The sequence below is a fragment of the Enterobacter cloacae complex sp. 677-3DZ2D5B genome (genome assembly GCF_004136695.1).
Lineage (GTDB): Bacteria > Pseudomonadota > Gammaproteobacteria > Enterobacterales > Enterobacteriaceae > Enterobacter > Enterobacter hormaechei_C.
Genome location: NZ_QFLS01000001.1, coordinates 667,896 through 679,319 on the forward strand (window position 1 = coordinate 667,896; position 11,424 = coordinate 679,319).

Genomic DNA, 11,424 nt, shown 5'->3' on the forward strand with positions numbered 1-11,424 from the left:
TACAGTATAGGGTTTTTATACAGTGTGTGAAAGAGGTGACGGTGTAACTCTTTGTCACAAACGCGCGGTTAGCGCGCCAGCCAGCCACCGTCTACGGCGAGAGTATGACCGTTAACGTAATCAGATGCTCTTGAAGCCAGAAACACCACCGGACCCTGTAAATCCTCCGGGAGACCCCAGCGGCCCGCCGGAATCCGGTCGAGGATCGCCTGGCTGCGCTGCTCATCATCCCGAAGTTGCCGGGTGTTATTGGTCGCCATATAACCTGGCGCGATAGCGTTCACGTTAATACCTAGCGGCGCCCATTCGTTCGCCAGCAGGCGGGTGAGGCCCAGCACGCCGCTTTTGGATGCCGTATAGGAGGGCACCCGGATGCCGCCCTGGAAGGAGAGCATGGAAGCAATGTTAATGATCTTGCCGCCCTGACCCTGCGCGATAAACTGTTTCGCCACTGCCTGAGAGAGGAAAAAGACTGATTTCAGATTGAGATCGATGACCTCGTCCCAGTCCTTCTCACTAAATTCCAGCGCATCGGCACGGCGGATGGTGCCGGCATTGTTAACCAGAATATCGATGCGGCCCATCTCAGCGACTGCGGTATCCACCACGCTCTGAATACTCTCCTGCTTGCCAAGATCGGCGCGAATCGCGATAAAGCGTCGTCCCAGCGCCGTAACGCGCGCTGCCGTTTCGTCAGGAACCTTGCGGTTAACCCCCACGATATCGCATCCTGCTTCGGCGAGGGCAATGGCCATGCCTTGCCCCAGACCGGTATCGCACCCGGTCACCATCGCCACTTTTCCTGCCAGAGTAAAAGCATCCAGTATCATACGCGCCTCAGAAGTCAGGTTATTGTCATTCTGCACGTAAGAATAGGAGTCTGGAATGAGAAAAGCAAATAAAGTAAAACGTTGTTTTGATTTTGCGGGGCAGGCAGCCGAAGCTGCCTGAAAGAGCGTTACTCCCCACGCAGATGGCGGGCAGTCAATTCTTCAAGAGACGTCAGCCTGACATCCGCCAGGGCAAAACGGGGATCGTGTCGGCCTTCTTCAGCCGGCACAACGATGGAGCGCATACGTGCGGCTTTGGACGCCACCATGCCGTTAACCGAATCTTCCAGCGCCACACAGGTAAGCGGATCCAGCCCCAGTTTCGCGGCGCAGTCCATATACACCTGCGGATGTGGCTTGCTGTACGGAAGCTTTTCGGCCGAGGCCAGCGCGTCGAAGCTGTCGCGCAGCCCGAACATCGTCAGCACTTTTTCCAGCATATGCAGCGGTGAGGCGGAGGCCAGCCCCACTTTCAGCCCTTGCGCCTTGCACAGGGCGATAGCGTCGCGTACGCCCGGTAACAGAGGCTTATACTCTTCTACGAGGGAGATGGCGCGGTTGATAATGCGCGCCGTAACTTCGTCGCGATCCGGGCCAACCCATGGCTGGTGGGCATACCAAAGGTCAACCACCATATCGATGCGCAGCCCCAGGGTATCGGGAAGCTCGTTACGACGACTGATATCGACGCCGAGGCTGGCCATCACGTCCAGTTCAGCCCGATCCCACAGGGGTTCGGAATCAATCAGCAATCCATCCATGTCAAAAATAGCGGCAAGTATCTGGCGCGGTGTCGACATTACAACATCTCCTTATCTTGGGGTAAGACGAACGGTGCTAAGCACAAGCAATTTAGCATATTGCATGCAAAGAGCGGGCGAAATTGACCGACAGCAGGTAGACTTAGGCACAAATAACGCGTCTTTATGAAGAGGAACTAATGACGTATCAACAAGCTGGACGCATCGCGGTCTTAAAACGTGTTGCTGGTTGGGTTATTTTTATTCCCGCCCTGATTTCAACGCTGATCTCCGTACTCAAATTTATGTACGATCACAGCGAAAAACAGCCGGGCATCAATGCCGTTATGCTTGATTTTGCCCACGTCATGATTGAGATGATGCGGTTTAACACCCCGTTCCTGAACGTCTTCTGGTTCAACTCGCCCACGCCGGATTTTCACCACCAGCTGAATGTCGGTTTCTGGATAATCTATGCGTTGATATTTATCGCGATGGCGTTGCAGGCCTCCGGCGCGCGCATGAGTCGCCAGACCCGCTTTTTACGCGAAGGGGTGGAAGATCAGCTGATACTTGAGAAGGCGAAAGGCCCTGACGGGATGAGCCGCGAGCAGATCGAATCGCGCATTGTCGTTCCGCGTCATACCATTTTTGTGCAGTTTTTCCCGCTCTACATTCTGCCGGTCATCATCATTGTGGCCGGGTATTTCTTCTTTACGCTGCTTGGCTTCCTGTAAATCCTAAGGGAAGGGGCGTGATGCCGCCCCTTCCCGCTATGCCGCCAGAATACGGTCCAGCGCCCGCTGGGCATTTACCAGATGACTCCCGCCAAACAAAATAGCCCGGTTTAGCAAGGTGTACAGCTGATAAACCGGCTGACGATCAAGGAAACCCGCAGGTAACGGCGAGACAGACTGATAGCCATCATAAATTTGCGGCGGCTGTTCAGGGTGCAACGGCAGCATCGCGAGGTCACACTCTCTGTCGCCCCAGTAGCAGGCCGGGTCATATATATAGGGACCATCAGGCCCAAGCGCGCAGTTGTTTGACCATAAATCACCGTGCAGAAGGGAAGCCTGAGGCTGATGCGAAGCCAGACGCTGCTGAATATGTTCAACAATCGCGTCGATGTTGCCGAACGCTAATCCCTTTTCAGCGGCCAGCTCCAGCTGCCAGCCGATGCGCTGTTCGGCGAAAAAAGTCGACCAGCGGCGCTGCCATGCGTTTGGCTGTGGGGTGGTGGAGAGGTCGTTATCGAAATCGAGCCCAAACTGAGGTTGATCGCTCCACTGGTGCAAACGGGCGATCTGTTGCCCGAGAATAAAGGCGTTGTGCGCATCCAGAGGACGCGCGGGAAGATAGTTCATCACCAGAAAGCTATAGTCACGATCGCTGCCGACGGCTAAAACCTGCGGAACGGTGACTGTTTTACTGCGCGATAACAGCTCAAGCTGATCGGCTTCGGCAGTAAAAATGGGGAGCAATTCGCGCTCATCACATTTAACGAAAAGATCGCGCCCGGCGTAACGTAAATGCCATGCGGCATGGATCTCTCCGCCTGGCAGTTCGTTACGCAGTTCAATTTCACCTTCACCCAGCTGCTCACTTAAAAGATGACTGATAGCCTGCCACATGATGTCTCTCCCATGTTGTCTGCCAGATCATAAAGTTAGCGCAAAACGGCTATAAAAAAACAGGAACTAACGCACAACTGAGCGGTTTAATTTTATACAGGGCACTTATTGTTCTTTTTTATGCCAGTTTTCCCAGCTATCCACATCAATTTCCGTGGCTTTGTCAGTCACGCTTTCCACCAGGCTACTGGCCAGCGCCTTCACCTCTTCCTGACTCAGCGGGCTTATCAGGCCAAATGCCAGTGAGCCGAGATCGTGAATATTGCCCTCATCGTCCGTCAGCGTGAGCAGAAAATTGGCGCGCGTGAACGCGTTGTTGAGTTCATTCAGTTCGGTCAGCGACGCCTCATGAATATTCACGGTTACGACGTAGCGGGTGATATCACCACTGCTCATAATTCACCTCGTTGTTATCCTGAAAGTTTTCTTAGCATAGTCGATATGCCCTGTTTAGCGACTTCCCCCTCCATGGGAAGGGGAAGCAGGTTCAGCTTCTCTCGAGGTAATCGACAATTTTCTGGGTATCCGCAAGCGAACACAGACGCGTTCCCTGATTGATGGTGGCTGCACTCCCTGCCGCGACGCCATAGCGTGCCATCTCCAGAAGCGAAGCGCCCTGCGCCAGCTTCAGCACCATCGCGCCAACCATACTGTCACCGGCACCCACGGTGCTCTGGCTTTTCATCGGCGGTGGCACAACCTGCACAAAGCCCGTCTTATCGACGGCCAGCGCCCCCTGAGGACCGAGAGAAACAACAACGCGATGTGCTTTGCCCGTACGTACCAGCTCTTCTGCGGCAGTACGAACGTCATCAGGCTGGCTGAGTTCTCGATTAACCAGGGCACTGAGCTCTTTCTGGTTAGGTTTAACGAGTTCAAGTTGTCCGGGTTCTAACGCCGCCTTCAGGGCTTCGCCCGAGCTATCGACAATGCAGCGGATGCCGCGCTGGAGCGCCGCCTGAACCAGCGCCGTCAGTTTCTCTGTTTTGACGCCCGGCGGCAGGCTACCGCTGATCACCAGTAATGAGCCGCTTTCAATGGTCAGCACTTTCTCTTCCAGTTGACGAAACTCATCATCGGTCAATTTCGCCCCCGGCATCACAAAGCGATATTGCTCGCCGCTGGATTCAACATGGACATGCAGGTTCTGCCGGGTCCAGTCTTTAGCGTCGACGGTGTCTACGGCCACCTGTTCATCTGCCAGCAACGCCACCAGATGTTCTCCCGTGGCGCCGCCAGCGGGGAAGATGGCGGTGGCTTTTCCGCCGAGATGGGTAATAGCGCGCGCCACGTTGATGCCGCCGCCGCCCGGCTCAAACACCGGCGCGCTACAGCGCAGCTTACCTTCCGGGTAGATTTGCGGCGTCATGGTCGCGGAGTCGAGGGAAGGGGAGAGTGTCAGCGTATAAATCGAAGCCATCATGACCTCCTTTTATCATGGGTTCTTTTAAGCCTGGCACCGTTTGGCAGGAAGGCAACGTAAATAACAGTATGATTTTAAATATGAATGCTGACAAATAAGCTGCGCCGGGCATATAAAATAAAACGCGTTTTGGGATCGTTCTTATTCAAAAAATGAAAGAAGAAAATATTGCTATGTTATTTGCGGCTTTTTATAATTTGTTACCTTTCTATGGTCGCCTTGTCATTGATCCGCAAGAAAGTTTCCGAGACCGTGACGGTCTCTTTTTATGTTGTACGGACTCCTTAAATAAAATGAAGCTTTTGAAGACAGTACCCGCAGCACTGATGCTGGCGGGTGGCGTATTTGCGTCACTGAATGCAACCGCCGATGATACCGTTTTTACTGTCATGGACGATCCCTCCACTGCCAAAAAACCCTTTGAAGGTAACGTGAATGCCGGGTATCTGGCGCAATCCGGTAATACGAAAAGCTCCTCCCTGACCGCAGACAGCACCCTGACCTGGTACGGCAACACCACGGCCTGGTCGCTGTGGGGAAATGCCAGCAACACCTCTGCTAACGATCAACGCTCATCGGAGAAATACGCGGTAGGCGGACGTAGCCGATACAACATGACCGATTATGACTACCTGTTCGGGCAGGCGAGTTGGCTGACTGACCGCTACAACGGCTATCGCCAGCGTGATGTCGTAACTGCGGGTTATGGTCGTCAGTTCCTCAATGGGCCGGTGCACAGCCTGCGTTTTGAATTCGGTCCGGGTGTCCGTTACGACGAGTACACCAACGGCGAAGATGAAACCCAGCCGCTGGGTTATGCATCGGGCACCTATGCATGGCAGATGACCGACAACGCAAAATTCACCCAGGGTGTGTCGGTGTTTGGTGCTGAAGATACAACGCTGAACTCAGAAAGTGCGTTGAACGTGGCGATCAATGAACACTTTGGACTCAAGGTGGCGTACAACGTAACCTGGAACTCATCCCCACCTGATTCTGCACCGGAACATACCGATCGCCGAACCACGATTTCATTAGGTTATAAAATGTAATATCGTCGGGCCGAGAATAATCCCGGCCCGTTTTTTATTTTCTGAAACTGTGCTTATTTATATTAAACGGCGTTTTAAAATAATGTGTCTGGTTTCATCTTCATAATTTCTCCATAATTAGCTGGCCAGGGCTTATTCAGTTTATTTGACACGAATTGATAAATAATTTGACTAGGCAAGAATGTGATCCAGATCTACACTTACGGCACAGGCGAAAAACTTGCCTCAGGCATATCGCATTAAATAAGTATGAGAATAAAATTATGAAAAAAATCAAAACCGCTACAGCAGCGATGGTGCTTTCCGCACTTTCATTTGGCGTATTTGCTGCTGATAATACGCAACCTGCCAATGACGTTAACAGCCCAATCGGGATCGCTAAAGCCTCTGATGTAGAAGCAGGCTCCAACATTGCCCCTGGCTCTCAGTCTACCGGCCAGTCAATGAATAATGCATTTGATGTACATAAGCTGGTGGCGGGTGAGTGGTCCTGATATTTCAACTGCCACGTGTGACGGAATATATACGCTGCCACAGCCTGTCGAAAACCGGCTTATGACGTACCGGTTTTGGACCATAAATTATCGTAAAGATAGTTAAGATTTATTCAGTAAATTCACGGCAGGTTTTCGCTGACAAAATATCAGCCCCAGATCATAGCGGCCCAGCGCAGCAGCAACATCGCGCCGCAAATAGCAATTAACACCACGACCATTTTCCAGTGCTTCACGGCAAATCTTTTTGTTGGCATAACCTAATCCTTGTCAGTTGATACCCTTAGTCTACCAAAGTCTGCGCCAGAAAGCGCTCAACAAGGGAGAACAGGTTATGCCGGAACACCGGTTCGGCTTAAAACCAATGGAATCTGTCAGCCAGAATCAATACCAGGCCAGCAGCGGAAAGTAGATTTAATATCACAACGGTTCTACTCGATACGTTCATGTGATACCCCTTCGATGTTTAAGGACCAGATCAAGAATAGCTCAGCACTTTCGGATTGCGAGCACCCGTCAACAAAAGTTCATTAATGCAGACAACAGTATGTGCGGTTCAAAACGGTCGCTGGAAGGTGCATTCGCCCTGTCAATAGTGTTACCATTACGTCGCCTGTCGTAAACCCGCATTATTCTGAAATCGGCCGGTGAATGATGACGAACCAATTTGACGATTGTTGGTCAGATGGTTTCGTAATCTACTGTTTAATCACGATTATTTTCTTTGTATATGCTCTTATGTGTGGGGCATCACTGCAAATAAGGATATAAAATGCCTGTAATTACTCTTCCTGATGGCAGCCAACGCCATTTCGACCACGCTGTTAGCCCAATGGATGTTGCCCTGGATATCGGTCCTGGACTTGCAAAAGCAACCATTGCAGGCCGCGTAAACGGCGAGCTGGTAGACGCGTCCGATCTGATTGAAAGCGATGCAACGCTTGCGATCATCACCGCGAAAGACGAAGAAGGTCTGGAGATCATTCGTCACTCCTGCGCGCACCTGTTAGGCCATGCTATCAAGCAGCTGTGGCCAAACACCAAAATGGCGATCGGCCCGGTTATCGACAACGGTTTCTACTACGACGTTGACCTTGACCACACCCTGACCCAGGAAGATATCGACGCGCTCGAAAAACGTATGCACGAGCTCGCCGAAACCAACTATGACGTCATTAAGAAGAAAGTCAGCTGGCACGAAGCGCGTGAAACCTTCGTGAAGCGCGGCGAGAGCTACAAAGTCTCGATTCTTGATGAAAACATCGCTCATGATGACAAGCCAGGCTTGTACCATCACCAGGAATACGTCGACATGTGCCGTGGTCCGCACGTGCCGAATATGCGCTTCTGTCATCACTTCAAACTGATGAAAATCGCAGGCGCTTACTGGCGTGGCGATAGCAACAACAAGATGTTGCAGCGTATCTATGGTACCGCGTGGGCCGATAAGAAAGCCCTGAACGCATACCTGCAACGCCTGGAAGAGGCGGCTAAGCGTGACCACCGTAAAATCGGTAAGCAGCTTGACCTGTATCATATGCAGGAAGAAGCGCCGGGGATGGTGTTCTGGCATAACGACGGCTGGACTATCTTCCGTGAACTGGAAACGTTCGTGCGCTCCAAGCTGAAAGAGTACCAGTATCAGGAAGTGAAGGGCCCGTTCATGATGGACCGTGTGCTGTGGGAAAAAACCGGCCACTGGGACAACTACAAAGATGCGATGTTCACCACTTCGTCTGAGAACCGTGAATACTGCATCAAGCCAATGAACTGCCCGGGCCACGTTCAGATCTTCAACCAGGGTCTGAAATCCTACCGCGATCTGCCGCTGCGTATGGCGGAGTTCGGTAGCTGCCACCGTAACGAGCCATCAGGTGCGCTGCACGGTCTGATGCGTGTTCGTGGCTTTACTCAGGATGATGCGCATATCTTCTGTACTGAAGATCAGGTCCGTGAAGAAGTTAACGCCTGTATTCGTATGGTCTACGATATGTACAGCACCTTTGGCTTCGAGAAGATCGTGGTCAAACTCTCAACGCGTCCGGAAAAACGTATCGGCAGCGATGAGACATGGGATCGCGCAGAGGCGGATCTCGCCGTAGCGCTGGAAGAGAACGGTATTCCGTTCGAATACCAGCTGGGCGAGGGCGCATTCTACGGTCCGAAAATTGAATTTACCCTGTATGACTGCCTCGATCGCGCATGGCAGTGCGGAACGGTACAGCTGGACTTCTCCCTGCCGCAGCGTTTAAGCGCCTCTTATGTTGGCGAAGACAACGAGCGTCAGGTGCCGGTTATGATTCACCGTGCGATTCTCGGTTCACTGGAGCGCTTCATCGGCATCCTGACCGAAGAGTTCGCAGGCTTCTTCCCAACCTGGCTTGCGCCAGTGCAGGTCGTGGTGATGAACATTACCGATTCTCAGGCGGATTACGTTAAAGAATTGACGCAGAAACTACAAAATGCGGGCATTCGCGTAAAAGCAGACTTGAGAAATGAGAAGATTGGCTTTAAAATCCGCGAGCACACTTTACGTCGTGTCCCGTATATGTTGGTCTGTGGTGATAAAGAGGTGGAAGCAGGCAAAGTTGCCGTTCGCACCCGCCGTGGTAAAGACCTGGGGAGCCTGGACGTAAGTGAAGTGATTGAGAAGCTGCAACAAGAGATTCGCAGCCGCAGTCTTCAACAACTGGAGGAATAAGGTATTAAAGGCGGAAAACGAGTTCAAACGGCACGTCCGAATCGTATCAATGGCGAGATTCGCGCCCAGGAAGTTCGCTTAACAGGTCTGGAAGGCGAGCAGCTGGGGATTGTGAGTCTGAGAGAAGCGATCGAAAAGGCTGAAGAAGCTGGAGTAGATTTAGTTGAAATCAGCCCTAACGCCGAACCGCCAGTTTGTCGTATCATGGACTACGGCAAGTTCCTTTATGAAAAGAGTAAGTCTTCTAAGGAACAGAAGAAGAAGCAAAAAGTTATCCAGGTTAAGGAAATCAAATTCCGTCCTGGTACCGACGATGGCGATTATCAGGTAAAACTCCGCAGCCTGATTCGCTTTCTGGAAGATGGCGATAAGGCCAAGATCACGCTGCGTTTCCGCGGTCGTGAGATGGCCCACCAACAGATTGGTATGGAAGTGCTTAACCGCGTCCGTGACGATCTGAGTGAACTGGCAGTAGTCGAATCCTTCCCTACGAAGATCGAAGGCCGCCAGATGATCATGGTGCTCGCTCCTAAGAAGAAACAGTAAGGCCTTCAAGCAGCAAAATCTGTGGAGCCTTCGGGTTTCATAGGTTTTGTTCGCCTATGTTTCGTTTATTTAACAATGCGAAGTGGAAGTTATTAAAATGCCAAAAATTAAGACCGTACGCGGTGCTGCTAAGCGCTTCAAAAAAACCGGTAAAGGTGGTTTTAAGCACAAGCACGCTAACCTGCGTCACATTCTGACTAAGAAAGCTACCAAGCGTAAACGTCACCTGCGTCCAAAAGCCATGGTTTCTAAAGGCGATCTGGGCCTGGTCATCGCGTGCCTGCCGTACGCATAAGTCGTTAACGTTTAACTTTTTTAACTTAGAATAGATACAGGAGAGCACACATGGCTCGCGTAAAACGTGGTGTAATTGCACGTGCACGTCACAAGAAAATTTTGAAACAAGCTAAAGGCTACTACGGTGCGCGTTCACGCGTATACCGCGTTGCCTTCCAGGCTGTTATCAAAGCAGGTCAGTACGCTTACCGTGACCGTCGTCAGCGTAAGCGTCAGTTCCGTCAACTGTGGATTGCGCGTATCAACGCAGCAGCACGTCAGAACGGTATTTCTTACAGCAAATTCATCAACGGCCTGAAAAAAGCCTCTGTTGAAATCGACCGTAAGATCCTGGCTGACATCGCAGTATTTGACAAAGTAGCGTTCACCGCTCTGGTCGAAAAAGCGAAAGCAGCACTGGCATAAGCCAGTTGAGAGAGGGGGCTTTGCCTCCTCTTTTCATTTAACACCATCAGAAGATTGACATTTATCCGTGCAGGCTTTTCAATAAGGTCTTAACGGTTTTTACCCTACAAGGTAACGCAAGCATGAATGCTGCTATTTTCCGCTTCTTCTTTTACTTTAGCACCTGACTTCAGGAGGCTAGCGCGTGAAAGATGAAACGAAAAACAGCGCCAGATAAGCCTCCCGATGGAGGCTTTTTTTGTGCCTGAAGTTAAGAGAATACGTCCAACAATTCGGTGTCTGCACCGACATAATGAGGAAAACCATGTCACATCTCGCAGAGCTGGTTGCCAGTGCAACGGCCGCCATTAACCAGGCCTCAGATGTTGCCGCGTTAGACAATGTCCGCGTCGAATATCTGGGCAAGAAAGGGCATTTGACCCTTCAGATGACTACCCTGCGTGAACTGCCAGCAGAGGAGCGCCCGGCAGCCGGTGCAGTGATTAACGAAGCCAAAGAGCAGGTACAGCAGGCGCTGAACGCGCGTAAAGCCGAGCTGGAAAGCGCAGTACTGAATGCGCGTCTGGCGGCAGAAACGATTGACGTTTCTCTGCCGGGTCGTCGTATCGAAAACGGCGGTCTGCATCCGGTTACCCGTACTATCGATCGTATTGAAAGTTTCTTCGGTGAGCTCGGCTTTACCGTGGCGACTGGCCCGGAAATTGAAGATGATTACCATAACTTCGATGCCCTCAACATTCCTGGCCATCATCCGGCACGTGCTGACCACGACACTTTCTGGTTTGACGCAACCCGTCTGCTGCGTACCCAGACTTCCGGCGTTCAGATCCGTACCATGAAGGATCAGGAACCGCCAATCCGTATTATCGCGCCTGGCCGCGTCTATCGTAACGACTACGATCAGACCCACACCCCAATGTTCCACCAGATGGAAGGTCTGATTGTTGATAAAAACATCAGCTTCACCAACCTGAAAGGCACGCTGCACGATTTCCTGAACAACTTCTTTGAGGAAGATTTGCAGGTTCGCTTCCGTCCGTCCTACTTCCCGTTCACCGAACCGTCTGCGGAAGTTGACGTGATGGGTAAAAACGGTAAATGGCTGGAAGTGCTGGGCTGCGGCATGGTGCATCCAAACGTGCTGCGCAACGTGGGTATCGATCCAGAAGTGTATTCCGGCTTTGCGTTCGGTATGGGCATGGAGCGTCTGACCATGCTGCGCTACGGCGTAACCGATTTACGTGCGTTCTTCGAAAACGATCTGCGTTTCCTCAAACAGTTTAAATAAGGGCAGGACAGAAC

General features: G+C 51.7%; 16 protein-coding genes and 1 other annotated feature. Of the genes, 9 read left to right on the forward strand and 7 right to left on the reverse strand.

The window, feature by feature from the left end; translation table 11 throughout:
* Positions 1–68: 68 nt before the first annotated feature.
* Both kduD and hxpB read right to left on the reverse strand, forming a co-directional pair.
* Entirely contained in the window at positions 69–830 is a 762-nt protein-coding gene (gene kduD / locus DD597_RS03325; RefSeq protein WP_003857827.1) for a 2-dehydro-3-deoxy-D-gluconate 5-dehydrogenase KduD, read from the reverse strand.
* A gap of 128 nt (positions 831–958) precedes the next feature.
* The gene (hxpB, locus tag DD597_RS03330; protein ID WP_003857825.1) at positions 959–1,630 is read right to left on the reverse strand and encodes a hexitol phosphatase HxpB; all 672 of its coding nucleotides are present in this window, start codon (positions 1,628–1,630) and stop codon (positions 959–961) included.
* Between the two features lie 140 nt (positions 1,631–1,770).
* Between hxpB and DD597_RS03335 the strand changes: the two genes are divergently transcribed.
* Positions 1,771–2,307: a YniB family protein gene (locus DD597_RS03335; RefSeq protein WP_003857823.1), complete on the forward strand. Its 537-nt coding sequence runs from the start codon at positions 1,771–1,773 to the stop codon at positions 2,305–2,307.
* 36 nt (positions 2,308–2,343) lie between these two features.
* Here DD597_RS03335 and DD597_RS03340 read toward each other — a convergent pair whose 3' ends face one another.
* The 3 genes from DD597_RS03340 to pfkB all read right to left on the reverse strand — a co-directional run bounded on the left by DD597_RS03340 (position 2,344) and on the right by pfkB (position 4,624).
* Complete coding sequence (locus DD597_RS03340) at positions 2,344–3,204, reverse strand: fructosamine kinase family protein (protein WP_022650899.1); 861 nt, start codon at positions 3,202–3,204, stop codon at positions 2,344–2,346.
* 105 nt (positions 3,205–3,309) lie between these two features.
* Positions 3,310–3,600 (reverse strand): type V toxin-antitoxin system endoribonuclease antitoxin GhoS, encoded by a 291-nt coding sequence (ghoS, locus tag DD597_RS03345; protein ID WP_003857822.1) that lies wholly within the window; start codon positions 3,598–3,600, stop codon positions 3,310–3,312.
* Positions 3,601–3,691: 91 nt separating this feature from the next.
* The gene (gene pfkB, locus DD597_RS03350) at positions 3,692–4,624 is read right to left on the reverse strand and encodes a 6-phosphofructokinase II (RefSeq protein WP_023324496.1); all 933 of its coding nucleotides are present in this window, start codon (positions 4,622–4,624) and stop codon (positions 3,692–3,694) included.
* A 296-nt stretch (positions 4,625–4,920) separates the two neighbouring features.
* On the opposite strand from pfkB, the gene DD597_RS03355 reads away from it, so the two are divergent.
* Both DD597_RS03355 and DD597_RS03360 read left to right on the forward strand, forming a co-directional pair.
* Entirely contained in the window at positions 4,921–5,679 is a 759-nt protein-coding gene (locus DD597_RS03355) for a YdiY family protein (RefSeq protein ID WP_026080717.1), read from the forward strand.
* 263 nt (positions 5,680–5,942) lie between these two features.
* Entirely contained in the window at positions 5,943–6,173 is a 231-nt protein-coding gene (locus DD597_RS03360) for a hypothetical protein (RefSeq protein ID WP_129255950.1), read from the forward strand.
* 149 nt (positions 6,174–6,322) lie between these two features.
* Here DD597_RS03360 and yniD read toward each other — a convergent pair whose 3' ends face one another.
* A complete protein-coding gene (yniD, locus tag DD597_RS03365; RefSeq protein ID WP_003857815.1) occupies positions 6,323–6,430 on the reverse strand; it encodes a small membrane protein YniD in 108 nt (35 codons plus the stop codon).
* A 98-nt stretch (positions 6,431–6,528) separates the two neighbouring features.
* Positions 6,529–6,621 (reverse strand): stress response membrane protein YncL, encoded by a 93-nt coding sequence (gene yncL, locus DD597_RS03370; RefSeq protein ID WP_071785204.1) that lies wholly within the window; start codon positions 6,619–6,621, stop codon positions 6,529–6,531.
* A gap of 324 nt (positions 6,622–6,945) precedes the next feature.
* Here yncL and thrS point away from each other — a divergent pair, with 324 nt between their 5' ends.
* The 6 genes from thrS (at position 6,946) to pheS (ending at position 11,410) form a co-directional block, all read left to right on the forward strand.
* Positions 6,946–8,874 carry a threonine--tRNA ligase gene (gene thrS, locus DD597_RS03375; protein ID WP_003857814.1) on the forward strand — a complete coding sequence of 643 codons (1,929 nt, stop codon included), beginning with the start codon at positions 6,946–6,948 and terminating at the stop codon, positions 8,872–8,874.
* Between the two features lie 3 nt (positions 8,875–8,877).
* On the forward strand, positions 8,878–9,420 hold the full coding sequence (gene infC, locus DD597_RS03380; protein ID WP_023616141.1) for a translation initiation factor IF-3: 543 nt from the start codon (positions 8,878–8,880) through the stop codon (positions 9,418–9,420).
* A 97-nt stretch (positions 9,421–9,517) separates the two neighbouring features.
* The gene (gene rpmI / locus DD597_RS03385; protein WP_001124225.1) at positions 9,518–9,715 is read left to right on the forward strand and encodes a 50S ribosomal protein L35; all 198 of its coding nucleotides are present in this window, start codon (positions 9,518–9,520) and stop codon (positions 9,713–9,715) included.
* Between the two features lie 50 nt (positions 9,716–9,765).
* Complete coding sequence (gene rplT, locus DD597_RS03390) at positions 9,766–10,122, forward strand: 50S ribosomal protein L20 (protein ID WP_000124850.1); 357 nt, start codon at positions 9,766–9,768, stop codon at positions 10,120–10,122.
* Positions 10,123–10,239: 117 nt separating this feature from the next.
* Positions 10,240–10,364: a sequence feature (Phe leader region), on the forward strand.
* Entirely contained in the window at positions 10,245–10,289 is a 45-nt protein-coding gene (gene pheM, locus DD597_RS24805) for a pheST operon leader peptide PheM (RefSeq protein WP_001386830.1), read from the forward strand. Its footprint overlaps the feature before it by 45 nt.
* Positions 10,365–10,426: 62 nt before the next feature.
* Positions 10,427–11,410, forward strand: a complete 984-nt coding sequence (pheS, locus tag DD597_RS03400; protein ID WP_033145275.1) for a phenylalanine--tRNA ligase subunit alpha — start codon at positions 10,427–10,429, stop codon at positions 11,408–11,410.
* Positions 11,411–11,424: the final 14 nt, after the last annotated feature.

Excerpts from the sequence above, each read along its gene's own strand:
- rplT (WP_000124850.1), top strand. The coding sequence starts at position 9,766 with ATGGCTCGCGTAAAACGTGGTGTAATTGCACGTGCACGTCACAAGAAA.
- yniD (WP_003857815.1), bottom strand. The coding sequence starts at position 6,430 with ATGCCAACAAAAAGATTTGCCGTGAAGCACTGGAAAATGGTCGTGGTG.
- DD597_RS03355 (WP_026080717.1), top strand. The coding sequence starts at position 4,921 with ATGAAGCTTTTGAAGACAGTACCCGCAGCACTGATGCTGGCGGGTGGC.
- DD597_RS03340 (WP_022650899.1), bottom strand. The coding sequence starts at position 3,204 with ATGTGGCAGGCTATCAGTCATCTTTTAAGTGAGCAGCTGGGTGAAGGT.
- rpmI (WP_001124225.1), top strand. The coding sequence starts at position 9,518 with ATGCCAAAAATTAAGACCGTACGCGGTGCTGCTAAGCGCTTCAAAAAA.
- DD597_RS03360 (WP_129255950.1), top strand. The coding sequence starts at position 5,943 with ATGAAAAAAATCAAAACCGCTACAGCAGCGATGGTGCTTTCCGCACTT.
- hxpB (WP_003857825.1), bottom strand. The coding sequence starts at position 1,630 with ATGTCGACACCGCGCCAGATACTTGCCGCTATTTTTGACATGGATGGA.
- kduD (WP_003857827.1), bottom strand. The coding sequence starts at position 830 with ATGATACTGGATGCTTTTACTCTGGCAGGAAAAGTGGCGATGGTGACC.
- thrS (WP_003857814.1), top strand. The coding sequence starts at position 6,946 with ATGCCTGTAATTACTCTTCCTGATGGCAGCCAACGCCATTTCGACCAC.
- ghoS (WP_003857822.1), bottom strand. The coding sequence starts at position 3,600 with ATGAGCAGTGGTGATATCACCCGCTACGTCGTAACCGTGAATATTCAT.
- yncL (WP_071785204.1), bottom strand. The coding sequence starts at position 6,621 with ATGAACGTATCGAGTAGAACCGTTGTGATATTAAATCTACTTTCCGCT.
- pheS (WP_033145275.1), top strand. The coding sequence starts at position 10,427 with ATGTCACATCTCGCAGAGCTGGTTGCCAGTGCAACGGCCGCCATTAAC.
- DD597_RS03335 (WP_003857823.1), top strand. The coding sequence starts at position 1,771 with ATGACGTATCAACAAGCTGGACGCATCGCGGTCTTAAAACGTGTTGCT.
- pfkB (WP_023324496.1), bottom strand. The coding sequence starts at position 4,624 with ATGGCTTCGATTTATACGCTGACACTCTCCCCTTCCCTCGACTCCGCG.